Origin of the sequence: Pseudomonas sp. BIOMIG1BAC (assembly GCF_001705995.2) — a bacterium.
In the GTDB taxonomy this organism is placed as follows: domain Bacteria; phylum Pseudomonadota; class Gammaproteobacteria; order Pseudomonadales; family Pseudomonadaceae; genus Aquipseudomonas; species Aquipseudomonas sessilinigenes.
Map to the genome: position 1 here is coordinate 5,328,679 of NZ_CP049045.1, position 22,541 is coordinate 5,351,219.

Below are 22,541 nucleotides of genomic sequence, written 5' to 3' on the forward strand. Positions count from 1 at the left end.
CAGTCGCCTGGTCAGTGGCCGCCGCTGCGCATCAATTCGCGGGGCACGTACTTGCCGATCTCGTACTTGCCGATCGCCGCGCGGTGCACTTCATCCGGACCATCGGCCAGGCGCAGGGTACGCTGCATCGCATACATGTAGGCCAGCGGGAAGTCATTGGAAACACCGGCCCCGCCATGGATCTGGATCGCCCGGTCGATCACCCGCAGGGCCACGTTCGGCGCCACCACCTTGATCTGGGCAATCTCGCTCTTGGCCACCTTGTTACCGACGGTGTCCATCATGTAGGCCGCCTTGAGGGTCAGCAGGCGCGCCATGTCGATCTCCATCCGCGAATCGGCGATCTTGTCGATATTGCCCCCCAGCCGGGCCAAGGGTTTGCCGAACGCGGTGCGGTTCACTGAACGCTTGCACATCAGCTCCAGCGCACGCTCGGCCATGCCGATCGAACGCATGCAGTGGTGGATGCGCCCCGGGCCAAGGCGCCCCTGGGCGATCTCGAAACCACGCCCCTCGCCCAGCAGTACGTTTTCATAGGGCACGCGGACATTGTCGAAGGTCACCTCGGCATGACCATGGGGCGCGTCGTCGTAGCCAAAGACCGGCAGCGGACGGACGATCTTCACCCCGGGGGTATCCACGGGCACCAGGATCATCGAGTGCTGCTGGTGGCGCGGCGCATCCGGGTTGCTCAGGCCCATGAAGATCAGGATCTTGCAACGTGGATCGCAAGCGCCCGAGGTCCACCACTTCTTGCCATTGATGACCCATTCATCACCATCGCGTACCGCCCGGGCCGCCATATTGGTGGCATCGGACGAGGCCACGTCCGGTTCGGTCATGGCGAAGGCGGAGCGGATCTCGCCACGCAGCAACGGTTGCAACCAGCGCTGCTTCTGCTCCTCGTTGGCATACCGCACCAGCACTTCCATGTTGCCGGTGTCGGGGGCCGAGCAGTTGAAGGGTTCCGGACCGAGCATCGAGCGCCCCATGATTTCCGCCAGAGGTGCGTATTCCAGGTTGGTCAGCCCGGCCCCCAGCTCGGACTCGGGCAGGAACAGGTTCCACAACCCTTCGGCCTGGGCCTTGAGCTTGAGCTCTTCCATGATGGCGGTCGGCTGCCAGCGGTCGCCTTCGGCAACCTGGCGCTCGAAGACCGCTTCAGCCGGATAAACATAGGCATCCATGAACGCGGTGACGCGCTCACGCAGTTCCTGGACCTTGGGGGAATAGGCGAATTCCATGGGCAGCTCTACCTCTAGGCAAACGGGTGTGGAGGGACTGAAATCGATGCTAGTTCAGCTACGAAAATTTACCTAGCCTATTCTCGGCGTGTATTAACATTCATCACCGATATATGATCGGCTGATTCTGCAGGCTCCCAAGCCGCCCCCTCACGTGCCCGTAACGGCCCCTCGCCGAGGCCAACAATAAGAGTGCAGCGCCATGAATCTGAGCAAGGTCGACCTCAACCTCTTCATCGTTTTCGACGCGATCTACACCGAAGCCAACCTGACCCGCGCCGGCCAGATCGTCGGCATCACCCAGCCAGCGGTGTCCAACGCCCTGGCCCGCCTGCGCGAAACCTTCAATGACCCGCTGTTCGTCAGGACCGCCCAGGGCATGGTGCCGACACCCATGGCGCAGAACATCATCGGCCCGGTGCGCAACGCCCTGTCGTTGCTGCGGGTCTCGGTCCAGGAGAGCCGGATCTTCAACCCCTTGCAGGCGGTGAAGACCTACCGCATCAGCATGACCGACCTGACCGAGGCCGTGATCCTGCCACCGCTGTTCCAGCGCTTGCGGCGCCTGGCACCGACCGTGGCGATCGAGAGCTTCCTGTCCAAGCGCCGGGAAACCACCAAGGAACTGGCGGCCGGCCGGCTGGATTTCGCCGTGGATGCGCCGCTCAACACCGACCCCCAGGTGCGGCACGTCAAGCTCATGGAAGACCGCTATGTCTGCGCCATGCGCAAGGGCCACCCTCTGGCGGGCAAGGAGAAGTTCACCCTCGACGACTACCTGTCGCTGGCCCATATCCATATCTCCAGCCGACGCAGCGGCCTCGGCCATGTCGACCTGGCCCTGGGCAAGATGGGCATCCAGCGCAAGATCGCCCTGCGCTCCCAGCATTACCTGATGGCCTCGCTGGTCCTGCAGCAGACCGACATGGTCATGACCGTTCCCGCGCGCTTTGCCCGGCGCCACGACCTGCAGGCTTTCAACCTGCCGGTCAACGATGTACCGGCGGTGGAAACCCATCTCTACTGGCACGAAAGCACCGACCAGGACCCGGCCAACCGCTGGATGCGCGAGCAGATGATCGAGCTGTGCCAGCACGTCGCCGTCCAAGAGAAGAAACTCGACCAACAGGCACTTTGAGCCTCGATGTTCGCCAACCCCGCTCCTGCCAATGCCCGCAGGAACCGGAGTGCCCGCGCAGACGCTGCGCGGGGGATTGCTTGACGTATACGTCAACCTGCCTTTAGCTTAACGCCAAGTCCTATCTTGAGCGCCTCCATGAGCAGCCAGACCTACAGCATTTCCGACCTCGCCCGCGAGCTCGACATCACCACCCGGGCCATCCGCTTCTATGAGGAGCAGGGCCTGCTGGCCCCCGAGCGCCGAGGCCAGGAACGCATCTATTCGCCGCGGGACAAGGTCAGCCTGAAGCTGATCCTGCGGGGCAAGCGCATCGGCTTCTCCCTGGCCGAGTGCCGCGAACTGATCGAGCTCTACGACCCCTCCAGCGGCAACCTCAAGCAACTGCACAGCATGTTGGCGAAGATCGCCGAGCGCCGCGAACAACTCGAACAGCAACTGCTGGACATCGAACAGATGAAGCTGGAACTCGACACCGCCGAGGAGCGTTGCACCCAGGCCCTGCAGCAAACCATCCAGAACCAGAACAGCACTGCCCAATAACCTGCGCGAGCAAACGGTTCGTACCGGCATCCGCCATCATTCAGAGAAGGTGAACCCCATGTCCCTCCCCAGTCACGTACGCCTGGTCGAAGTCGGCCCGCGCGACGGCCTGCAAAACGAAGCCCAGCCCATCAGCGTCGACGACAAGGTCCAACTGGTGGACGCCCTGAGTGCCGCAGGCCTTGGCTATATAGAAGTCGGTAGCTTCGTCTCGCCCAAGTGGGTGCCGCAGATGGCCGGCTCGGCCGAGGTTTTCGCCCGTATCCAGCGCAAGCCGGGAGTGGTCTATGGCGCCCTGGCGCCCAACCTGCGCGGTTTCGAGGATGCCCTGGCGGCCGGGGTCAAGGAAGTCGCGGTGTTCGCCGCGGCCTCGCAAGCCTTCTCCCAGCGCAACATCAATTGCTCCATCAGTGAAAGCCTGGCGCGCTTCGTGCCGATCATGGACGCCGCACGACAGCACGGCATCAGCGTGCGCGGCTATGTGTCCTGTGTACTGGGCTGCCCCTATGAAGGCGAGGTGGCTGCAGAGCAAGTGGCCGCGGTTGCCCGCGAGCTCTACGCCATGGGCTGCTACGAAGTCTCCCTGGGCGACACCATCGGCACCGGTACTGCCGGCGCGACTCGCCGGATGTTCGAGGTCGTGGGTGCCCAGGTCCCCCGAGACAAGCTCGCCGGGCACTTCCACGATACCTACGGCCAGGCCCTGGCCAATATCTACGCCAGCCTGCAGGAAGGCATCGCGGTATTCGACAGTTCCGTCGCCGGCCTGGGCGGTTGCCCCTACGCCAAGGGCGCCAGCGGTAACGTCGCTACCGAGGATGTGCTGTACCTGCTCGATGGCCTGGGTATCCATACCGGTGTCGACCTGGAGCAGTTGATCCAAGCCGGGAATCGCATCAGCCAGGTAGTGGGACGCCCCACCGGCTCACGCGTGGCCAAGGCACGTAGCGCCCAATAGAAGCGATGTGCGGCCGGTGTGTTACCGGCCGCTCTGGAATGGGGCAGTAACGAGTAACACGGAAACAGTTTGTTGATTTTCTTACGATACAGATTGTCCTACAAAATCATCAAACTATTGATTTTAAAGGACTTTAAAAAGTTGGCACGGCTTCTGCTATCTCTATGGCATAACAAGAATAAAAAGCTGCAAACCTAATAAAAATAAGACGTAACGACTCTGACATAACAAAAACAACACGGCAGAGACGCAGCTAACAGATTTTTTTGGAGAAGGTGCACTGTGCGGGACGGCTTGCAAGAGTCATCCGCAATCGGTCAGAGAACAATAAAACTACCCCTGAGGTAGCTCCCGAACCGGTTGGATCGCCCTGGCGACACATTGAATCAGCGCTCAAAAAAATACGTTTGCTCTTGATCCCGGATGGGGATCGCCAAAAACAGCGGTAAAGGGCCACGGTCGACAAAAACAACAACAGGCCGCCCCTCAATAATAAAAAAGAGCACGCAACGACAAATTAAAGGGGAGCTTCGGCTCCCCTTTGTGCTTCCTGCCTTTCGTGTTTTCCCGCCCGGCCCGCATCAGGGGCGGGCACCGGGAGCGATGCCTGCCCCTGAGGCGATCATCCCTTGCCCAGGTGCTCGCGCAACTCCTCGGTGCTGATTTCCCGCATGCGGAACTTCTGGATCTTGCCGGTCACAGTCATCGGGAACTCCTCGACGAACTTGAAGTAACGCGGCGTCTTGAAGTGTGCGATGCGCTCCTTGCACCAGCTCTGCAACTCCAGCTCATCGGCCGAACGCCCGGGGTGGAACTTGATCCAGGCCACGATCTCCTCGCCATATCGAGTGCAAGGCACCCCCACCACCTGCACATCGGCCACCACCGGGTGGGTGAAGAAGAATTCCTCCAGCTCCCGCGGATAGATGTTCTCGCCACCGCGAATGATCATGTCCTTGTTGCGCCCGGCAATACGCACGTACCCCTGCTCGTCCATCGTCGCCAGGTCGCCGGTGTGCATCCAGCCGGCCGGGTCGATGGATTCGCGGGTGCTTTCGGGGTTGTTCCAGTAGCCGAGCATCACGCTGTAGCCCCGGGTACAGAGCTCGCCGATGGCGCCACGTGGCAACACATTGCCGGCCTCATCGATGATCTTGCTTTCCAGGTGCGGCTGAGTGCGCCCCACGGTGCTCACCCGCAGTTCCAGTTCGTCGGCAGGGCCAGTCTGCAGCGATACCGGGCTGGTCTCGGTCATGCCATAGGCGATCTGCACTTCACTCATGTGCATCTCGCCGATCACCCGGCGCATTACTTCGATCGGACAGGTGGCGCCAGCCATGATCCCGGTGCGCAGGCCCGACAGGTCGAACTCAGCCCGGCGGAGCTGGTCGAGCATGGCGATGAACATGGTCGGTACGCCGTACAGCGCGGTGGCCCGCTCCTGGGCCACCGCTTCAAGGGTCAGCAGCGCATCGAAGGCATCGTTGGGGTAGATCATGGTGGCGCCATGGGTGACACAGCCCAGGTTGCCCATGACCATGCCGAAGCAGTGGTACAACGGCACCGGAATCACCAAGCGATCGGTAGCGGTGAGCCCCAGGCTCTCCCCGACCATGTAGCCGTTGTTGAGAATGTTGTAGTGGCTCAGGGTCGCACCCTTGGGAAAGCCAGTGGTGCCCGAGGTGTACTGGATGTTCACCGGCTGGTCGAAATCCAGGCTGTCCTGGCGAGCCTGCAACTGCTCGGCGCTGGCGCCGGCAGCCAATGCACTCAGTTGCGACCACGGCAGGAACCCCGACGGTGGCTGGGCATCCAGGCTGATGACCCCACGCAGCTCTGGCAACAGTTGGCTGTGCAATTGGCCAATGGACTGTTCGGCCAGTTCCGGCAGCAACCCTTGGAGCATGCCGTGGTAATCGGACGTCTTGAAGGCCCCGGCACAGACCAGCCACTGGCAGCCGGACTGCTTGAGCACGTATTCCAGTTCGGCAGCGCGATAGGCCGGGTTGATGTTCACCAGGATCACGCCGATCTTGGCGCTGGCGAACTGGGCAATGCACCACTGGGCACAGTTGGGAGCCCAGATCCCCAGGCGGTCACCGGTCTTGAGCCCCAGGGCCAGCATGGCCCTGGCATGCAGATCGACCGTCTCGCGCAGTTGCTGCCAGGTGTAGCGCAACTGCTGGTGGCGGACCACCAGCGCCTCGCCCTGGGGATGGGCGGCGACGGTGTTGTCGAAGGCCTGGCCGATGGTCAGCGCCAGCAAGGCGCGGTCTTGCGTACCACGGGTGTAGCTGCGATCCGGCTGGGAACCCGAGTGTTCCATGACGACCCCTATTGTCTTTATTAGTGGGTGTTCAGGAGCCTGGCCGATGGTGCAGGCAAGCCGGACTCCAAGCGAAAGCCTGGTTACTCTGGCGCAAGTTGACGTTTACGTAAAGGGCGATTGACAGCCATCCGGCGCAGGTTTACGTTAACGTAAAGGTGAGAGCCAGGCAGCGCCGCTCTCCGCGTCTCGTTCCTCGATAAAAACAAATTTTGAAGGTGCCCCGCCATGAGTTACCCGACCCTGAACTTCGCCCTCGGTGAAACCATCGACATGCTGCGCCAACAGGTCCAGGCCTTCGTCAAGGCGGAGCTGGCGCCAAGGGCGGCGCAGATCGACGCCGACAACCTGTTCCCAGCCGACATGTGGCGCAAGTTCGGCGACATGGGCCTGCTGGGCATCACCGTACCGGAAGAATACGGCGGTGCCGGCCTGGGTTACCTGGCCCATGTGGTGGCCATGGAAGAAATCAGCCGCGGCTCGGCCTCGGTGGCCCTGTCCTACGGCGCCCACTCCAACCTGTGCGTCAACCAGATCAACCGTAACGGCAACCATGAGCAAAAGAGCAAGTACCTGCCCAAGCTGATCAGCGGCGAGCACATCGGCGCCCTGGCCATGAGCGAACCCAACGCCGGCTCCGACGTGGTGTCGATGAAGCTGCGCGCCGACAAGCGCGGCGACCGCTTCGTACTCAACGGCAGCAAGACCTGGATCACCAACGGCCCCGACGCCAACACCTACGTGATCTACGCCAAGACCGACCTGGAAAAGGGCCCCCACGGCATCACCGCGTTCATCGTCGAGCGCGACTGGAAAGGCTTCAGCCGCAGCAACAAGTTCGACAAGCTGGGCATGCGCGGCTCCAACACCTGCGAGCTGTTCTTCGATGACGTCGAGGTGCCGGAAGAGAACATTCTTGGCGTGCTCAATGGTGGCGTGAAGGTACTGATGAGCGGCCTGGACTACGAGCGCGTGGTGCTCTCCGGCGGCCCGACCGGGATCATGCAGGCCTGCATGGACCTGGTGGTGCCCTACATCCACGACCGCAAGCAATTCGGCCAGAGCATCGGCGAGTTCCAGCTGATCCAGGGCAAGATCGCCGACATGTACACCCAGCTCAACGCCAGCCGTGCCTACCTGTACGCGGTGGCCCAAGCCTGCGAGCGTGGCGAGACCACCCGCAAGGACGCCGCCGGGGTGATCCTCTACTCCGCCGAACGCGCTACCCAGATGGCCCTGGATGCGATCCAGATCCTCGGCGGCAATGGCTACATCAATGAATTCCCGGCCGGACGCCTACTGCGCGACGCCAAGCTCTACGAGATCGGCGCCGGCACCAGCGAGATCCGCCGCATGTTGATCGGTCGCGAACTGTTCAACGAAACCCGCTGAAGCAGCTTCAAGCAGAAAGCTACAAGCAGCAAGACAAACAGCGATGCGCGCTTGCAGCCACAACACTGAACATTCTTGCAGCTTGAAGCTTGAGGCTTGATTCTGCGCGAGGAGTCATGATGATCCTGAAGTCACAGTTGAACACTAAATCACCAGAGTTCGTGCAGAACTGGAGCGCCATGGCGGCCCAGGTCGATGCCCTGCATACCCTGCTGGCCCAGGTCCAGCAAGGCGGCGGCACCAAGGCCCAGGAGCGCCATACCTCCAGGGGCAAGCTGCTGCCCCGCGAGCGGATCAATCGCTTGCTCGATCCCGGTTCGCCGTTCCTCGAGGTCAGCCCACTGGCAGCCTATGAGGTCTATGGCGAGGACGTACCCGCCGCCGGAGTGATCGCCGGCATCGGCCGGGTGGAAGGCGTGGAATGCATGATCGTGGCCAACGACGCCACGGTCAAAGGCGGCTCCTACTACCCGCTGACCGTAAAAAAACACCTGCGCGCGCAAACCATCGCCCTGCAGAATCGCCTGCCCTGCATCTACCTGGTGGACTCCGGCGGCGCCAACCTGCCGCGCCAGGACGAAGTGTTCCCGGATCGCGAGCACTTCGGGCGGATCTTCTTCAACCAGGCCAACATGAGCGCCCAAGGCATCCCGCAGATCGCCGTGGTCATGGGCTCCTGCACCGCCGGCGGCGCCTATGTGCCGGCCATGGCCGACGAAGCGATCATGGTCCGCGAGCAGGCCACCATCTTCCTCGCCGGTCCACCACTGGTGAAGGCCGCCACCGGCGAGGTGGTGAGCGCCGAGGACCTGGGCGGGGCCGATGTGCACTGCAAGGTTTCCGGCGTGGCCGACCACTATGCCGAGAGCGATGAGCACGCCCTGGCCCTGGCTCGGCGCAGCGTGGCCAACCTCAATTGGCACAAGCAGGGCCAGTTGCAGCAACGCACGCCGATCGCCCCGCTGTATGAGCGCGATGAGCTGTATGGCGTGGTACCGGCCGATCCCAAGCAGCCGTTCGATGTGCGCGAAGTCATCGCGCGCCTGGTGGACGGTTCGCTGTTCGATGAATTCAAGGCGCTGTTCGGCACCACCCTGGTGTGTGGCTTTGCCCATCTGCACGGCTACCCGGTGGCGATCCTGGCCAACAACGGCATCCTGTTCGCCGAGGCGGCACAAAAAGGCGCGCATTTCATCGAGCTGGCGTGCCAGCGCGGCATCCCGTTGCTGTTCCTGCAGAACATCACCGGCTTCATGGTGGGCCAGAAGTACGAAGCCGGCGGCATCGCCAAGCACGGTGCCAAGCTGGTGACGGCGGTGGCTTGCGCCCAGGTGCCGAAATTCACCGTGATCATCGGTGGCAGCTTCGGTGCCGGTAACTACGGCATGTGCGGCCGCGCCTACGATCCACGCTTCTTGTGGATGTGGCCCAACGCGCGGATCGGCGTGATGGGCGCCGAGCAGGCCGCCGGCGTGCTGGTCCAGGTCAAGCGCGAGCAGGCAGAACGTAGCGGACAGGGGTTCGACGCGACCCAGGAAGCCCAGATCAAGCAACCGATCCTCGACCAGTACGAGCACCAGGGGCACCCCTACTACTCCAGCGCCCGGCTGTGGGACGACGGCGTCATCGACCCGGCGCAGACCCGCGAGGTGCTGGCCCTGGCGTTGTCCGCGTCCCTCAACGCCCCTATCGAACAGAGCCGTTTCGGCGTGTTCCGCATGTAATCCTGCGCGAGAAGATCATGAGCGACTTCAATACCCTGGAACTGCTGCGCGACCCTCGTGGCTTCGCCACCTTGTGGCTCAGCCGTGAAGAAAAGAACAACGCCTTCAACGCCGAGATGATCCGCGAACTGATCCTGGCCCTGGACCAGGTGCAAGGCGATCCCAACCTGCGCTTCCTGCTGCTGCGCGGCCGTGGCCGGCATTTCAGCGCCGGCGCCGACCTGGCCTGGATGCAGCAGTCGGCCGAACTGGACTACAACACCAACCTCGACGACGCCCGGGAACTGGCGGAGTTGATGTACAACCTGGCCAAGCTGAAGATCCCGACCCTGGCCGTGGTACAAGGCGCGGCCTTCGGCGGCGCCCTGGGCCTGATCAGCTGCTGCGACATGGCCATTGCCAGTGACGACGCACAATTCTGTTTGTCGGAAGTGCGCATCGGCCTGGCCCCGGCGGTGATCAGCCCGTTCGTGGTCCAGGCCATCGGCGAACGCGCCGCCCGGCGCTATGCCTTGACCGCCGAGCGCTTCGACGGCCCGCGTGCGCGGGACATCGGCCTGCTGGCCGAGAGCTACCCGGCGGCAGAGCTGGAACAGCACGTCACCCGCTGGATCGACAACCTGCTGCTCAACAGCCCCCAGGCCATGCGTGCCAGCAAGGACCTGTTGCGTGAAGTGGGCAACGGCGCCCTGACCACCGCCCTGCGCCGCTACTGCGAGAACGCCATCGCGCGGATCCGCGTCAGCCCCGAAGGACAGGAAGGCCTGCGGGCGTTCCTGGAGAAACGCCCGCCCAGCTGGCAGGCCGAGACCACGACCAAGGAGTCCCGCTGATGAGCGCGCCGATCCTAGATACCCTACTGGTGGCCAACCGTGGCGAGATCGCCTGCCGCGTGATGCGCACCGCCAAGGCCCTGGGCCTGACCACCGTGGCCGTGCACAGCGCCACCGACCGCGATGCCCGGCACAGCCGTGAAGCGGATATCCGCGTGGACCTGGGCGGCAGCAAGGCCAGCGAAAGCTACCTGCAGATCGACAAGCTGATCGCCGCCGCCAAGGCCAGCGGCGCCCAGGCCATCCACCCCGGTTATGGCTTTCTTTCCGAGAACGCCGGTTTCGCCCGGGCCATCGAGGCCGCCGGGCTGATCTTCCTCGGCCCACCGGCTTCGGCCATCGACGCCATGGGCAGCAAGTCGGCGGCCAAGGCCCTGATGGAAACCGCCGGCGTACCGTTGGTGCCGGGCTACCACGGCGAGGCCCAAGACCTGGAGACCTTCCGCAACGCCGCCGAGCGCATTGGTTATCCGGTGTTGCTCAAGGCCACCGCCGGTGGCGGTGGCAAGGGCATGAAGGTGGTGGAAGACGTCAGCCAACTGGCCGAAGCCCTGGCCTCGGCCCAGCGTGAAGCACAGTCGTCGTTCGGCGATTCGCGGATGCTGGTGGAGAAATACCTGCTCAAGCCCCGCCATGTGGAGATCCAGGTCTTTGCCGACCAGCACGGCAACTGCCTGTACCTCAACGAGCGCGACTGCTCGATCCAGCGTCGCCACCAGAAAGTGGTGGAAGAAGCACCGGCCCCAGGCTTGAGCGCTGAACTGCGCAAGGCCATGGGCGAAGCTGCGGTACGCGCGGCCCAGGCCATCGGCTATGTCGGGGCCGGTACCGTGGAATTCCTGCTCGACGCCCGTGGCGAATTCTTCTTCATGGAAATGAACACCCGCCTGCAGGTGGAGCACCCGGTCACCGAAGCCATCACCGGCCTGGACCTGGTGGCCTGGCAGATCCGTGTGGCCCGTGGCGAAGCCCTGCCCATGACCCAGGAACAAGTGCCGTTGCTGGGCCATGCCATCGAAGTACGCCTGTACGCCGAGGACCCGGGCAACGACTTCCTGCCGGCCACCGGCCGCCTGGAGCTCTATCGCGAGTCCGCCAGCGGCCCTGGCCGGCGCGTGGACAGCGGCGTCGAGGAAGGCGACAGCGTATCGCCGTTCTACGATCCCATGCTGGGCAAGCTGATCGCCTGGGGCGAGGACCGTGAACAGGCCCGTCTGCGCCTGCTGAGCATGCTCGACGAGTTCGCCATCGGCGGCCTGAAGACCAACCTGGCGTTCCTGCGCCGGATCATCGCCCACCCGGCCTTCGCCGAGGCCCAACTGGACACCGGCTTCATTCCGCGTCACCAGGAACACCTGCTGCCGGCAGCCCGCGAGCTGGGCGAGGACTTCTGGCAAGCGGCGGCGCAAGCCTTCAGCCAGGGCCTTTCGCAGCGCGAGCGCCAGGACGATCCGCACTCGCCCTGGGCGGCGCTCGATGGCTGGCGCAGCGGCCTGCCGGCACAGATTGCCCTGCACTTGAGTGCCGATGGACAGGACCGGGCCATCAGCCTGGGCGCCCCTGGCAGCAACTACAAGTTGCAGGGCGAACGCCTGCTGGTGGAGCAACAAGGCGTACGCCGTGAGCACCGGGCCATCCGTCGTGGCGACACCCTGTACCTGCACTGGCAGGGCGACATGCACAGTGTTGCCGCCTACGACCCGATCGCTGCGGTCGATGCCAGCCACAGCCAGCACGGTGGCCTCACGGCCCCCATGAACGGCAGCATCGTCCGAATCCTGGTGGAGGCCGGGCAACAGGTCGAAGCCGGCGCGCAACTAGTGGTACTCGAGGCCATGAAGATGGAACACAGCATCCGCGCGCCCCATGCCGGGATCGTCAAGGCGCTGTATTGCCAGGAAGGCGAGATGGTCAGCGAAGGCAGTGCGCTGGTGGAGCTGGAACAGCCAGCCTGATGACAAACACCCGCCGCCAGGCGGGTTGTGGCCTTAGCGCACGCAACATGATCGATCGATGCACCCTTGGCTGGCGATCAGCCAGGGGGCGCATCGCGGCCGTCAGAGTGGAAACAGGTTGTCCACGATAAAGTCCACGAACACCCGGATCTTCGGTGACAGGTGGCGGCTGGACGGCCACAGTACATGGAACACCATTTCTTCCTGGATATGACCCTCCAGCACCGTGACCAGGCGGCCTTGCTGCAACTGCGCCCGCACGGCGATTTCAGGCACGCAGGCCAGCCCCAGGCCCTGCTCGGCAAAACACAACTGCGGATCCAGGCTGTTGCTCACCATGCTGGCTGGCAGCTCGAGAGCGGGCATATGGGCCGGACGACCCAGGGGCCAGGCATCCAGCTTGCCGGTACTGGGGAACCGATAGAGCAGGCAGGCATGGTGCATCAGGTCTTGGGGCTCGAGTGGAATACCCGCCTGCTGGAAATACCCTGGCGCCCCCACGACGACCCTGCGACAGGCTCCCAGGCGCCGGGCAATCAAGCGCGAGTCACTGGGTGTACCCGTACGGATGACGGCATCGAAGCCTTCCTCGATGACATCCACCAGCCGATCCGAGCAGTCGATGTCCAGCTCGATATCCGGATAGCACCGCTTGAACTGCGCAAGCTTGGGCATGAACAGCGTCCCGACCGAGGGCAGGCTGATGCGCAGCCTGCCGCGAGGCGCTTCGCGGGTCTGCATCAACTCGGCTTCGGCGGATTCCACCTCGGCCAGGATACGGCGACAGCGCTCCAGGAATAGCGTGCCCTCCGGCGTCAGGCTGACCGTACGGGTGGATCGGTGGAACAACCGCACCCCAAGCCGCTCCTCCAGTCGGGCAATGGCCTTGCTGACCGCCGAGGCCGAGATGCCCAACTGCCGCCCCGCGGCCGTAAAGCTACGGGATACGCTGACCCGGACGAACATATCGAGAGAACCCAGGTTCTCCATATTGCACCGCCTTATTGATGACTCAAACATCACAAATGTTTTTAACTTTATCTTATTTTTCTTTTATTCCTAGGCTTGCAGCATAGGGCTGGCGTGCTCGATGAAGAGCCGTACCTACTTTGAATTCAGGAACGGATGGATGAATCAGATGACTGCATCTGCATTGCACGAGGGCAGCGAGCGGCTGCCGATGGGGGGACTGCTGGCCTTGGCAATGGCAGCTTTCATTACCCTGTTGACCGAAATCATGCCGGCCGGCTTGCTGTCTTCTATCGCACAAGGGCTGGCAGTATCCGAAGGCCTGGCCGGCCAGTTCATCACGGCCTACGCCGTGGGGGCCCTGGTGGCGGCCATTCCGATCACCTACCTGACCCAGGGCATGCGACGGCGGCCTTTGCTGTTGGTGGCGATCGGTGGCTTCGCCCTGGTCAACCTGGTGACGGCGCTGTCCGGCCACTACGGCATTTCACTGGTGGCACGCTTTATCGCGGGGGTGTTCGGCGGCATCGTCTGGTCGTTGCTGGCCGGTTATGCCGTGCGCATGTCACCGGCACGCTTCAGCGGCCGGGCGATCGCGATTTCGGGGGCCGGCGCAACCCTTGCACTGGTATTGGGCGTGCCATTGGGCGCACTGCTGGGTCGGGCCATCGGTTGGCAGGGTGCCTTCGGCCTGATGAGCGGGTTGGCCGTGCTCCTCATCGCCTGGGTACTGGCCGCCGTGCCGGACTTCCCGGGACAGGATCACCCACAGCGCCAGTCCCTGGCTGGCGTCTTCATGAAAACCGGTATCCGCTCGGTGCTGTTCGTGGTGCTCAGCTTCGTGGTGGCCCACAACATTCTGTACATCTATATCGAGCCGCTCCTGCAATCTTCGGGCTTGTCCGCGAAGGTGGACGTCATCTTGTTTGTCTTCGGCTCGGGCTCCATCGTCGGCCTATGGATCGTCGGGGTCATGGTCGACCGCCGGCTGGCACGCCTGTCCATCGCCAGCATCAGCCTGTTTGCCGTGGCTGCCCTGATACTCGGCCTGTGGGGCGACAGCCCGGCCATGGTTTATTTGTCCGTTGTGCTGTGGGGAGGCGCCGTCGGAGGCTTCGCGACGATCACGCAAACCGCATTGTCACGCTTTGCCGGCAATTCGGTGGACGTGGCCCAGTCCATGTACACGACCGGCTGGAACATCGCAGTGGCTACGGGCGGGATCGTTGGCGGCCTCTTGCTGGATCGCACGGGCCCCGCGTCCTTCGCCTGGGTGACGATTGGCATCCTGGTCACTTCTTTGCTGGGCACGGTCCTGGCCATGAACAGGGCCTTGGCACGCCAGGCTCGATAGAAGGTCCTCCAGCGGCCTAGCCCGGAATGCAAAAAGCCCCTGCCTGAAACCAGGAAGGGGCTTTGCCGATTGATGGCGACTGCGTCTTCAGAACTTCGCGGTCGCTTGTACGACGACGCCAATGACCCGGCATTCGTCGCTGTAGAGCATCTTCGGGTAAGTGGGATTCAAAGGCACCAGGTAACGCTGGCTACCTTCCTGCACCAGCTTGCGAAAGATCGCCTCGCAACTGCCGGGGCACTGCACGACCACCAGTTTGCCCGGCTCGGCCGCAATGGCCGGATCGACCAGGATCAACATATCCTGGCTGATGCTCAGGCCACTGGGGGCGATCATCGCGTCACCGACCACCACCAGCCAGAACGCCGCGCCCTGGGACTGGTAATCGGTCAACTCGTAACGCTCCGGCACATAGGACGGCTGGCCATCCTCGCGGACTTCACCGGCATTGCGCCAATCGCTGACGGGATAACGGAAGTACGGGTTGTACTTGTGCAACAGCGAAGGCTGGTCCTCCAGGGGCTCGCCATCGTCGCCGACCATGGGTTTCTCACGAACCACCAGCACCACTTCCAGGAACCCCATGCCGATCTCTTCCAGCACTCGGTTCATGTCCTCGATCTTGGGCTGGCGCCGCTTGCTCAGCCAATGGCCGATGCCGCCTTGGGACATGCCCAGGCGCTCGGCGAGCTTTTCCTGCGTGACCTTGCGGCCTTTCATGTTGGCCTTGACCAACTCGATCCATTTATCCATGGCCGGAACAATACGTTGTGTATTTCCCGCCTCAACACACAAGTTGTAGTATTTGAAATGGCGTCACAATTACAATACGTATTAACCTACGCCTGCCCCCCTCTTTCCTTTCATCCAGACAAGGCAGAATTCATGAACACAAGCAGCAAGGACGTGCCGGAACTCGAGACAGAGGCCACATTAAGTTCGCTCAAGGGCAGCCACGCCGCGCGGCGAGCGATGGACTACTACCTCAACCCAACCCCAGGCGAAGGGGAAAAGGAGGAAAAATTCTTCGAGATCAGGAGCAACCTCAGCAGCGAGGAAGCCATGATCCATGCATCCGACCTGCTACGTTGCGCGGCCGCTACCGCCTATGACGCAGCCAGCGGCCTGCGCGGCCCCAATCGTGACCTGGCGTTCTCGGTGGTGCATATGATCGACCTGGCCAAGGCCCTGGTGGACAAGTCCCTGGAAGGCCAGCGGTCGTGAGTCGAATTGACGTGCATGCCCCAGCTGGCAAGCGCCAGGAACGGGGAAATCAGGAATGGGAAAAAAAATTTCCAACAGGCAGGGAAAAACATTTGACTTGCAAATGATAATGATTATTATTGCAAGCAACTGATCGCGAGATCGGTCGATAGCCCAAAGGACCTTAGGTCGGACCTTTGGATTATCTCCTCATCAGGCTAATCACGGTTTTTGACCCGGCTTTTTGCCGGGTCTTTTTTTTGGCCAGTTTTTCTGGCTTGGCTTCAGGCTAATGAAGACTGGGTACTGCTAAAAATAATGGCGGCGATGATAGCAAAAGAATGTCCTTTTGCAAGAGAACGCCTGTCGTAAACCGCTCTGGAATCTCAATGTAGCGCTTGAGAATCAATCGCATACACACTAAGCTTCACGAGCGTCAAGGACGACGCCCCCTTCTTTTACCCCCTCCGATGTGTAGAGTAACGGTCACAACAATCCTGTACAGGAACCAACCATGACCGTGGGCAATCACTCTTCTTTCCATATCAGCGCTGATTTCGACAGCGGCAACATCGACGTACTGGACACCAGCAACCCACTGCAGGTGCAACTGGCCATCCGCCCGGATACCCAGAGCCCGCATTTCCAGTGGTTTCACTTCAAGGCCAGCGGCCTGCATGTCGGCCAGGAGCACTGGTTTCGCCTGACCAATGCCAGCCAGTCGTCCTATGGCAAAGCCTGGACCGGCTATCAGGCCGTTGCCTCCTATGACCACGTGAACTGGTTTCGCATCCCCACGATCTTCGAAGGTGACGCCCTGCGCTTCAATCTCGAGGCCACCCAGACCCACGCCTGGTTCGCCTACTTCGAGCCCTACAGCCGCGGTCGCCACGACTGGCTGATCGAGCAAGCGATGAACAAGGCCGGCACCGAGCTGCTGGCGGTGGGCAAGAGCGTCGAAGGCCGGGACATCCAATTGCTGCGCAAGGGCACGGGCGCCCCTGGTCAGCGCAAGATCTGGATCATTGCCCAGCAGCATCCCGGCGAGCACATGGCCGAATGGTTCATGGAAGGCGTGATCGAGCGCCTGCAGCGTCACGATGACCAGGAACTCAATGCCCTGCTGGCCAAGGCCGATCTGTACCTGGTGCCGAACATGAACCCGGACGGCGCCTTCCACGGCAACCTGCGTACCAATGCCAAGGGCCAGGACCTCAACCGCGCCTGGCAGAGCGCCAGCCAGGAACTCAGCCCGGAAGTCCTGTTCGTCCAGCAACAGATGGAACAGTACGGTGTCGACCTGTTCCTCGATGTTCACGGCGACGAGGAGATCCCCCACGTGTTCACCGCTGGCTGCGAGGGCAACCCAGGCTATACCCCGCACCAGGCCAAGCTGGAAGAACACTTCCGCAGTCATCTCAAGCGCCAGACCCGGGATTTCCAGACCACCCACGGCTACACCCGCGACAATCCCGGCCAAGCCAACATGACCCTGGCCTGCAATGCCGTGGGAGAGAAGTACGGCTGCCTGGCACTGACCCTGGAGATGCCGTTCAAGGACCACGACGATGCTCCCAATCCGCTCACGGGCTGGTCGGGCAAGCGCTCCATGCAACTGGGCAAGGACGTCCTGAGTACCCTGGCCGACCTGGCCGATAGCCTGCGCTGATGCCGGACGACGACTGCGCGATCCCTTCGCGCAGTCGTGCCAATCTCAAGCCACCGGTATGCGCAAACAGTCGTCCGGCCCCAGCAGCCGACCATCGGCGGAGCGCAACTCCAGGGCTCGCAGCGGTTGCCGGGTCTGGCGATCGACCAGGCGCGAATGCGCCTCCCCCTCCTCGTAGAAGAATGCCTCGCCCCATTGGCGCAAGCCAATGATCAGCGGGAACAGCCCCCTGCCCTTGTCCGTCAGCACGTACTCCTGGTAAGCGCTGCCATCGGAGGCTGGTATCACCTCCAGCACGCCATGCTCCACCAGGGTCCGCAAACGCGCGGAGAGGATGTTCTTGGCCATGCCGAGGTTGCGCTGGAATTCGCCAAAACGACGAATGCCGTCAAAGGCATCACGCACGATCAGCAAGGACCACCAGTCGCCAATGGCATCCAGGGAACGGGCCACCGGACATTCGGCGTCTGGCAGGCGGGTGCGTTTAACCATGGTGCAGGTGCTCCGATTGCGCTGGAAAGTGGTTGCAATATAAAACCATGATCACTACCGTACAACTGGTTTCATAATGAAACCCATACGGAGTGCGTCATGTCACATCCACCAGCAACGCCCCTGCTCTCGCCCAAGATCGTCCTGCTGTTCGCCACGGCCTGCGGCCTGGCCGTGGGCAACGTCTACTACGCCCAGCCATTGCTCGATGCCATGGCCCGCTCCTTCGGCCTGGCACCTGCCACGGTGGGCATCGTCATCAGCCTGACCCAGGTGGGCTACGGTGTGGGCCTGCTGTTGCTGGTCCCCCTGGGGGACCTGGTCAACCGGCGCCGGCTGATCGTCAGCCAGACACTGCTCTCGGTCGTGGCCCTGCTGGCCGTGGCCCTGGCCCCCAATAGCGCGTGGTTGCTACTGGGCATGGCCGGCATCGGCTTGCTCGCCGTGGTGACCCAGGTGCTAGTGGCCTACGCCGCGAACCTGGCCCCACCGCAACAACGTGGGCACGTGGTCGGCATGGTCACCAGCGGCGTGGTACTGGGCATCCTGCTGGCACGCACCGTGGCCGGCACCATGGCCGACCTGGCAGGCTGGCGCTCGGTCTACCTGCTGTCTGCCGGGCTGACCCTGCTGGTGGCCCTGGCGCTCTGGCGCGTCCTGCCGACCACCGAGCAAGCGCCTGCCGTCCAGGGCTACGCGAAGCTGCTGGGCTCAATGCTGCAGTTGTTCAAGGAAGAAAAGGTCCTGCGCGACCGGGCGGTCCTGGCGATGTTGACCTTTGCCGCGGCCACCACCCTATGGACTCCGCTGGTACTGCCGCTCAGTGCCGCACCGCTGTCGCTCAGCCACACCGAGATCGGCCTGTTCGGCCTGGCCGGCGCGGCGGGCGCCCTGGGCGCGGCGCGAGCCGGACACCTGGCCGATCGCGGCCTGGCCCAATGGACCAGTGGCCTGGCCCTGGGCCTGATGCTGCTGTCCTGGCTGCCCATCGCCTTCACCCAATCGTCCCTTTGGGCCCTGTTGCTGGGAGTGATCGGCCTCGACCTCGGCCTGCAGGCCATCCACGTCACCAGCCAGAGCCTGATCTACAGCGTGCGTCCCGAGGCCCAGAGTCGCCTGGCTGCCGGCTACATGCTGTTCTATTCCATCGGCAGTGCCAGTGGCTCCATTGCCGCCACCACCACCTACGCCTGGAGTGGCTGGATCGGCGTCTGCCTGCTGGGCGCCGGTATCACCGCCGTTGCCCTGGGCTACTGGCTGTGGAGCCTGAGCCCGCAGCAGGCTCGCGAACGCACCTGCGCAGAGCCACCTCAGAACCCCACGTCCAGCACCACGTTGTCCAGGTAGGTGCCGGCCGGCGGCGTGTTCTGGTCGGTATAGATCCTGGCGTTGTAGTTGAACACCTGGCTACCGGTACCCAGGCCGTTGCCGGGATTGACCTCGGCATCGGTACTGGAGCGCCGGGCACTGCCGACGCTGCCCCAGCGGGTGGTCCCGGCACTCTTGAAGATGTCATAGGCCAGGTAATTGCCACTGGAGACCATGCGCCGCCGACCGCCAACGCTGATCGGGTTCTGGCCGTCGCTCAAACCCACGGTATAGGCACTGCCCTTGGTACAGGCCAGGTTGATGGTCTGGCCGCTGACCGTGGCGAAGGCACTGACCACCGGTGCGCTGCCGAAGCTGATGTTGGGTGCGGTGATCACGCAATCGTTGGACACCGTCATGTTCACCGTGAGGCTCTGGGTACCACTGCCGACATCCCGCCCCAGGCAGACGCCCAGCAGGCCGATTCCCGAGCAATAGTTCCAGCTCCAGAAGATGCTCAGGTTCTCGGTATAGACCCCCGCCGCGACATTGCTGCCGGTGACGGTACCCAGGTAGATCGGCACCGTCTTGGCCACCGTGGGGCTGCCCAGCAGGCCCAGCAGGTCGATGATCGAATTGCGTGCGAAGTCGAACGCAGTGCCCCGGGTAATGGGATAGCTGGTGCTGTTGTTGGCATACAGGGTGTAGTTGATGACATCGCCGGTGGGCCCGACCATGCCGCTGGTGCTGGAGGTGATGGTGGCGTAGAAGTGGTCGGTGGTGGCCAACAGCGACAACAGCGCGCCGGTGCAGCTCAGGCCCGCATTGGTGGTAGAGGCCGGCTGGGAAGTGGTGCGCACCAGGATCGAGCTCACCGTACCGAAGCTCGCCGGGACCGTACTGACCGTACTGCACAAGGCCTGGGCCGATGTTGCCAGCAGGCCCGCCACCAGCCCCAGCAGTCCTTGCACCCCCGCTTTGCTCCCTACTCCCTTGAGATCCACCTTGCACACTCCTTCGCATCGTGTGGCGACAGTCATTGACAGACCAGCGGGCCGATCAATGGCACCTGCTGCTGTTGCATATCGATATCGAACTGCACCTGGCAGCCCTTGCCGTCCGCCAGGCCCACCTCCAGGGTGTTATGCGCCGAGAGGTTCTCCAGGTACACCAGGCCATCCCAGCCCACCACCGCCCGCGCCCCACTCGGCTGGTGAGTGACGGTACTGCCCAGGGGCAGTTCCTGCTGGTGGGCATCCACCAGGACGATGCTGGCGGCGATCACCCGGGTCAGCGGAAACTCCAGCAAATAGCCGCTGCCACGGCGTACCGCGACCCGTTGCTCGACATTCGGGCTCTGCACATTGCTCGGCAGGTTCAACGGATCGATCTCGTACTTGCCGCGGTAGTAGGCGCTGCTCCAGGGCACCAGCAGATGGCCGTTCTGGTCGGTCTGGCCCACCAGTTGGTTCTCATAGCGCACCGGGATGTCCTTGTAGCCACCGGTGCTGACCACCACGAACGCGTCGTCGATACGGTTGGCGGCGAACACCTGGCGGTCCATCCACACCAGCGAGCCACTGGCATCGGCCCAGCGCGTCTCGGCTTCACGCGTGCCATAGACCCCGGCCTGCAGGCGCACCGACTGCAAGCGCCAGGTGACATCGGCCTGGCGATAGTCCGGGCCATCGCCGGTGGCATAACCGAGGTTGTAGCCCACGCCGCCCTCCAGCGGCACCGAGCGGCTGAAGTTGACCCGCTGGCGATTCTCCCCATTCTTGCTGCGCTCGTTACTCAGGCTCAAGCTGCCGTGCAGGTCGAACGGGATCACCAATTGCGCCTGCATGGCCCACTGGCTATTGCCGATTTCGCGGTTGGCCGACAGATAGAAACTGCTGTTGTGCCACAGCGGCTTGCTCCAGGTCAGGTTCAGCAAACGGGTGCGGGTCGCGTCTGCCGCGCGCACATCGAAATACCCCGCCCCCAGGCTGCCGAAGCGCTCCAGGTTGAGGCTCAGGGTCAGTTGTTCGCTGCGCTGGCTGAGGCTGGTGTAGGGCCTGTCGACCACCGTCAGGTCGGCGTATCGGTCGCGGCGCTGCATGCGCTGGTAGGCCAGGCTGTAGCGCTGGCTGTTGTATTGGTAGCCGAAGCTCAATTGCTGGCCACCGCTGCCGTCGAAGCGGCTCTGGCTGAGCGCGGTGTTGAGCACGCCGAACTGCCCCAGCCGCAGGTTGCCCCCCAACCCGCCCAGGGCCAGGGACTGCGAGCCCTCGGCATGGCTTTCCAGGGTCAGGCTGTCGCTCAAGCCATAGCGCAGGCTGGCGGAGGTCACCCCCGGGCCATAGCTGAAGTCCCGCAGCGTGTAGTCCTGGCGCAAGGTCCCGGCAGCCACCGAGAAATCCGTCAGGCCCTTCTGCAACAGGGTGCTGGTGACATAGAACGGCACCGTGGTGGAGACCTGCCGCCCCAGGGCGTCGGTGGTGACCACCACGGCCTCGCCGGCGCCATTGATGAAGGGGATGTTGGTCAAGGTATAGGGGCCAGGTTGCAGTTCGGTGCTGCTGGACTTGTAGCCGTTGATGAACAAGTCCACCGAGGACGGTATCGCAGCCTCCCCGGCGAACTGTGGCAAGGGATAGGTCACCAGGTCCGGGCGCACGCCGAAGTCCCGGGACACCTGCACCCCACCCAGGCGCACCGAACTGCTCCAGGGCAAGGCGCCGCTGACCACGTCGCCGGCCTCGTAGGTGAGCAAGCGCTCGTCATCGGAAAAGCGCCAGGTGGTGTCATAGCGCCGATAGCCGTTGTTCAAGGACAGGTCGCGAGCCCCGGACAGGGTCCGCCGGTACTGCCCGGTATTGGACAAGGTTCCCCAGGAGTCGAACAACCGCACCTCGTTGCCCGCTGCCAGGTAGGTCCCGCCATCGTCGGTGTCGTTCAGGTACAGGTCATAGTTGAGCACTGCGCCGAAACTGCTCAGCGCCGGGGTCCGCGGATAAACCTGGCGACTGCCGATGAGTTGCTCTGGCAGCCAATCCGGCGGCACGTCCAGCAACAAGCGCTGGCCCTGGCTGTCATAGTCGCTGTGCAAGCCCGGCAGGGCTTCGAGATCGACGTCTCGATCCAGCGCCTGTGGCAGCTTGACGCCGGTCTCCCGCAGGGCCTGGGCCTGCATGTACAACCGTCCCGCCCGCTGCTCCACCGCCACCACCTTGCCTGTGTCCATCTGATTGATCACCAGCTCCAGGAACAACTGTGCATCGGCCATCGACTCCATGTTCGCCGGTGGCGGGGGCAGCTCACCGGCCTGCAGAGGCGCGGACAGTGCCAGGCCCCACAGGCCTGCGAGCACTCCACTCCAGCACCGGAAACGACGAGCCGAGTCCTGGCTCATGGCGGGTTCAAGTCCATCTATGGACATCTCCATCCCTGG

At 63.1% G+C, this 22,541-nt stretch carries 18 protein-coding genes; 11 read left to right on the top strand and 7 right to left on the bottom strand.

Going from position 1 to position 22,541, the window contains the following annotated elements; genetic code table 11:
- Window positions 1–11 precede the first annotated feature (11 nt).
- The gene (locus ATY02_RS24715) at window positions 12–1,244 is read right to left on the bottom strand and encodes an acyl-CoA dehydrogenase (protein WP_068582531.1); all 1,233 of its coding nucleotides are present in this window, start codon (window positions 1,242–1,244) and stop codon (window positions 12–14) included.
- 202 nt (window positions 1,245–1,446) lie between these two features.
- Here ATY02_RS24715 and ATY02_RS24720 point away from each other — a divergent pair, with 202 nt between their 5' ends.
- The 3 genes from ATY02_RS24720 to ATY02_RS24730 all read left to right on the top strand — a co-directional run bounded on the left by ATY02_RS24720 (window position 1,447) and on the right by ATY02_RS24730 (window position 3,883).
- Entirely contained in the window at window positions 1,447–2,382 is a 936-nt protein-coding gene (locus ATY02_RS24720; protein ID WP_068582529.1) for a LysR family transcriptional regulator, read from the top strand.
- A 138-nt stretch (window positions 2,383–2,520) separates the two neighbouring features.
- The gene (locus ATY02_RS24725; protein WP_068582526.1) at window positions 2,521–2,925 is read left to right on the top strand and encodes a MerR family transcriptional regulator; all 405 of its coding nucleotides are present in this window, start codon (window positions 2,521–2,523) and stop codon (window positions 2,923–2,925) included.
- 58 nt (window positions 2,926–2,983) lie between these two features.
- The gene (locus ATY02_RS24730; RefSeq protein ID WP_068582523.1) at window positions 2,984–3,883 is read left to right on the top strand and encodes a hydroxymethylglutaryl-CoA lyase; all 900 of its coding nucleotides are present in this window, start codon (window positions 2,984–2,986) and stop codon (window positions 3,881–3,883) included.
- Between the two features lie 622 nt (window positions 3,884–4,505).
- Here the strand turns inward: ATY02_RS24730 and ATY02_RS24735 are convergent.
- On the bottom strand, window positions 4,506–6,209 hold the full coding sequence (locus ATY02_RS24735) for an AMP-binding protein (RefSeq protein WP_068595725.1): 1,704 nt from the start codon (window positions 6,207–6,209) through the stop codon (window positions 4,506–4,508).
- A gap of 228 nt (window positions 6,210–6,437) precedes the next feature.
- On the opposite strand from ATY02_RS24735, the gene ATY02_RS24740 reads away from it, so the two are divergent.
- The 4 genes from ATY02_RS24740 (at window position 6,438) to ATY02_RS24755 (ending at window position 12,113) form a co-directional block, all read left to right on the top strand.
- Window positions 6,438–7,601 carry an isovaleryl-CoA dehydrogenase gene (locus ATY02_RS24740; RefSeq protein WP_068582591.1) on the top strand — a complete coding sequence of 388 codons (1,164 nt, stop codon included), beginning with the start codon at window positions 6,438–6,440 and terminating at the stop codon, window positions 7,599–7,601.
- A 116-nt stretch (window positions 7,602–7,717) separates the two neighbouring features.
- Window positions 7,718–9,325 (top strand): carboxyl transferase domain-containing protein, encoded by a 1,608-nt coding sequence (locus ATY02_RS24745; protein WP_068582589.1) that lies wholly within the window; start codon window positions 7,718–7,720, stop codon window positions 9,323–9,325.
- Window positions 9,326–9,342: 17 nt separating this feature from the next.
- Window positions 9,343–10,158 carry a gamma-carboxygeranoyl-CoA hydratase gene (locus ATY02_RS24750; RefSeq protein ID WP_068582585.1) on the top strand — a complete coding sequence of 272 codons (816 nt, stop codon included), beginning with the start codon at window positions 9,343–9,345 and terminating at the stop codon, window positions 10,156–10,158.
- Window positions 10,158–12,113 (top strand): acetyl/propionyl/methylcrotonyl-CoA carboxylase subunit alpha, encoded by a 1,956-nt coding sequence (locus ATY02_RS24755; RefSeq protein ID WP_068582583.1) that lies wholly within the window; start codon window positions 10,158–10,160, stop codon window positions 12,111–12,113. The genes ATY02_RS24750 and ATY02_RS24755 overlap by 1 nt, the downstream gene beginning before the upstream one ends.
- 102 nt (window positions 12,114–12,215) lie before the next feature.
- Here ATY02_RS24755 and ATY02_RS24760 read toward each other — a convergent pair whose 3' ends face one another.
- Window positions 12,216–13,103: a LysR family transcriptional regulator gene (locus tag ATY02_RS24760; RefSeq protein WP_068582580.1), complete on the bottom strand. Its 888-nt coding sequence runs from the start codon at window positions 13,101–13,103 to the stop codon at window positions 12,216–12,218.
- A gap of 148 nt (window positions 13,104–13,251) precedes the next feature.
- Between ATY02_RS24760 and ATY02_RS24765 the strand changes: the two genes are divergently transcribed.
- The gene (locus ATY02_RS24765) at window positions 13,252–14,436 is read left to right on the top strand and encodes an MFS transporter (protein WP_206600634.1); all 1,185 of its coding nucleotides are present in this window, start codon (window positions 13,252–13,254) and stop codon (window positions 14,434–14,436) included.
- 87 nt (window positions 14,437–14,523) lie between these two features.
- Here the strand turns inward: ATY02_RS24765 and ATY02_RS24770 are convergent, their stop codons facing one another.
- The gene (locus tag ATY02_RS24770; protein WP_068582575.1) at window positions 14,524–15,189 is read right to left on the bottom strand and encodes a LexA family protein; all 666 of its coding nucleotides are present in this window, start codon (window positions 15,187–15,189) and stop codon (window positions 14,524–14,526) included.
- Between the two features lie 132 nt (window positions 15,190–15,321).
- On the opposite strand from ATY02_RS24770, the gene ATY02_RS24775 reads away from it, so the two are divergent.
- A complete protein-coding gene (locus ATY02_RS24775) occupies window positions 15,322–15,660 on the top strand; it encodes a DUF6124 family protein (RefSeq protein WP_068582572.1) in 339 nt (112 codons plus the stop codon).
- A gap of 493 nt (window positions 15,661–16,153) precedes the next feature.
- Window positions 16,154–17,308, top strand: coding sequence for a M14-type cytosolic carboxypeptidase (locus ATY02_RS24780; RefSeq protein ID WP_068582569.1), 1,155 nt, complete (start codon window positions 16,154–16,156; stop codon window positions 17,306–17,308).
- A gap of 45 nt (window positions 17,309–17,353) precedes the next feature.
- On the opposite strand, the gene ATY02_RS24785 is transcribed toward ATY02_RS24780, so the two are convergent.
- Window positions 17,354–17,800, bottom strand: a complete 447-nt coding sequence (locus ATY02_RS24785) for a winged helix-turn-helix transcriptional regulator (RefSeq protein ID WP_068582566.1) — start codon at window positions 17,798–17,800, stop codon at window positions 17,354–17,356.
- Between the two features lie 99 nt (window positions 17,801–17,899).
- Here ATY02_RS24785 and ATY02_RS24790 point away from each other — a divergent pair, with 99 nt between their 5' ends.
- The gene (locus tag ATY02_RS24790) at window positions 17,900–19,147 is read left to right on the top strand and encodes an MFS transporter (RefSeq protein WP_068582563.1); all 1,248 of its coding nucleotides are present in this window, start codon (window positions 17,900–17,902) and stop codon (window positions 19,145–19,147) included.
- Here ATY02_RS24790 and ATY02_RS24795 read toward each other — a convergent pair.
- Together ATY02_RS24795 and ATY02_RS24800 are read right to left on the bottom strand one after the other, a co-directional pair.
- On the bottom strand, window positions 19,111–20,079 hold the full coding sequence (locus tag ATY02_RS24795; protein ID WP_068582597.1) for a spore coat U domain-containing protein: 969 nt from the start codon (window positions 20,077–20,079) through the stop codon (window positions 19,111–19,113). The genes ATY02_RS24790 and ATY02_RS24795 overlap by 37 nt on opposite strands.
- 65 nt (window positions 20,080–20,144) lie before the next feature.
- Window positions 20,145–22,502 carry a fimbria/pilus outer membrane usher protein gene (locus ATY02_RS24800; RefSeq protein ID WP_068582594.1) on the bottom strand — a complete coding sequence of 786 codons (2,358 nt, stop codon included), beginning with the start codon at window positions 22,500–22,502 and terminating at the stop codon, window positions 20,145–20,147.
- Between the last annotated feature and the right edge of the window lie 39 nt (window positions 22,503–22,541).

What these genes read in the sequence shown, in the direction of transcription:
- ATY02_RS24715 (WP_068582531.1), bottom strand. Translation starts at nt 1,244, where the DNA reads ATGGAATTCGCCTATTCCCCCAAGGTCCAGGAACTGCGTGAGCGCGTC.
- ATY02_RS24720 (WP_068582529.1), top strand. Translation starts at nt 1,447, where the DNA reads ATGAATCTGAGCAAGGTCGACCTCAACCTCTTCATCGTTTTCGACGCG.
- ATY02_RS24725 (WP_068582526.1), top strand. Translation starts at nt 2,521, where the DNA reads ATGAGCAGCCAGACCTACAGCATTTCCGACCTCGCCCGCGAGCTCGAC.
- ATY02_RS24730 (WP_068582523.1), top strand. Translation starts at nt 2,984, where the DNA reads ATGTCCCTCCCCAGTCACGTACGCCTGGTCGAAGTCGGCCCGCGCGAC.
- ATY02_RS24735 (WP_068595725.1), bottom strand. Translation starts at nt 6,209, where the DNA reads ATGGAACACTCGGGTTCCCAGCCGGATCGCAGCTACACCCGTGGTACG.
- ATY02_RS24740 (WP_068582591.1), top strand. Translation starts at nt 6,438, where the DNA reads ATGAGTTACCCGACCCTGAACTTCGCCCTCGGTGAAACCATCGACATG.
- ATY02_RS24745 (WP_068582589.1), top strand. Translation starts at nt 7,718, where the DNA reads ATGATGATCCTGAAGTCACAGTTGAACACTAAATCACCAGAGTTCGTG.
- ATY02_RS24750 (WP_068582585.1), top strand. Translation starts at nt 9,343, where the DNA reads ATGAGCGACTTCAATACCCTGGAACTGCTGCGCGACCCTCGTGGCTTC.
- ATY02_RS24755 (WP_068582583.1), top strand. Translation starts at nt 10,158, where the DNA reads ATGAGCGCGCCGATCCTAGATACCCTACTGGTGGCCAACCGTGGCGAG.
- ATY02_RS24760 (WP_068582580.1), bottom strand. Translation starts at nt 13,103, where the DNA reads ATGGAGAACCTGGGTTCTCTCGATATGTTCGTCCGGGTCAGCGTATCC.
- ATY02_RS24765 (WP_206600634.1), top strand. Translation starts at nt 13,252, where the DNA reads ATGACTGCATCTGCATTGCACGAGGGCAGCGAGCGGCTGCCGATGGGG.
- ATY02_RS24770 (WP_068582575.1), bottom strand. Translation starts at nt 15,189, where the DNA reads ATGGATAAATGGATCGAGTTGGTCAAGGCCAACATGAAAGGCCGCAAG.
- ATY02_RS24775 (WP_068582572.1), top strand. Translation starts at nt 15,322, where the DNA reads ATGAACACAAGCAGCAAGGACGTGCCGGAACTCGAGACAGAGGCCACA.
- ATY02_RS24780 (WP_068582569.1), top strand. Translation starts at nt 16,154, where the DNA reads ATGACCGTGGGCAATCACTCTTCTTTCCATATCAGCGCTGATTTCGAC.
- ATY02_RS24785 (WP_068582566.1), bottom strand. Translation starts at nt 17,800, where the DNA reads ATGGTTAAACGCACCCGCCTGCCAGACGCCGAATGTCCGGTGGCCCGT.
- ATY02_RS24790 (WP_068582563.1), top strand. Translation starts at nt 17,900, where the DNA reads ATGTCACATCCACCAGCAACGCCCCTGCTCTCGCCCAAGATCGTCCTG.
- ATY02_RS24800 (WP_068582594.1), bottom strand. Translation starts at nt 22,502, where the DNA reads ATGAGCCAGGACTCGGCTCGTCGTTTCCGGTGCTGGAGTGGAGTGCTC.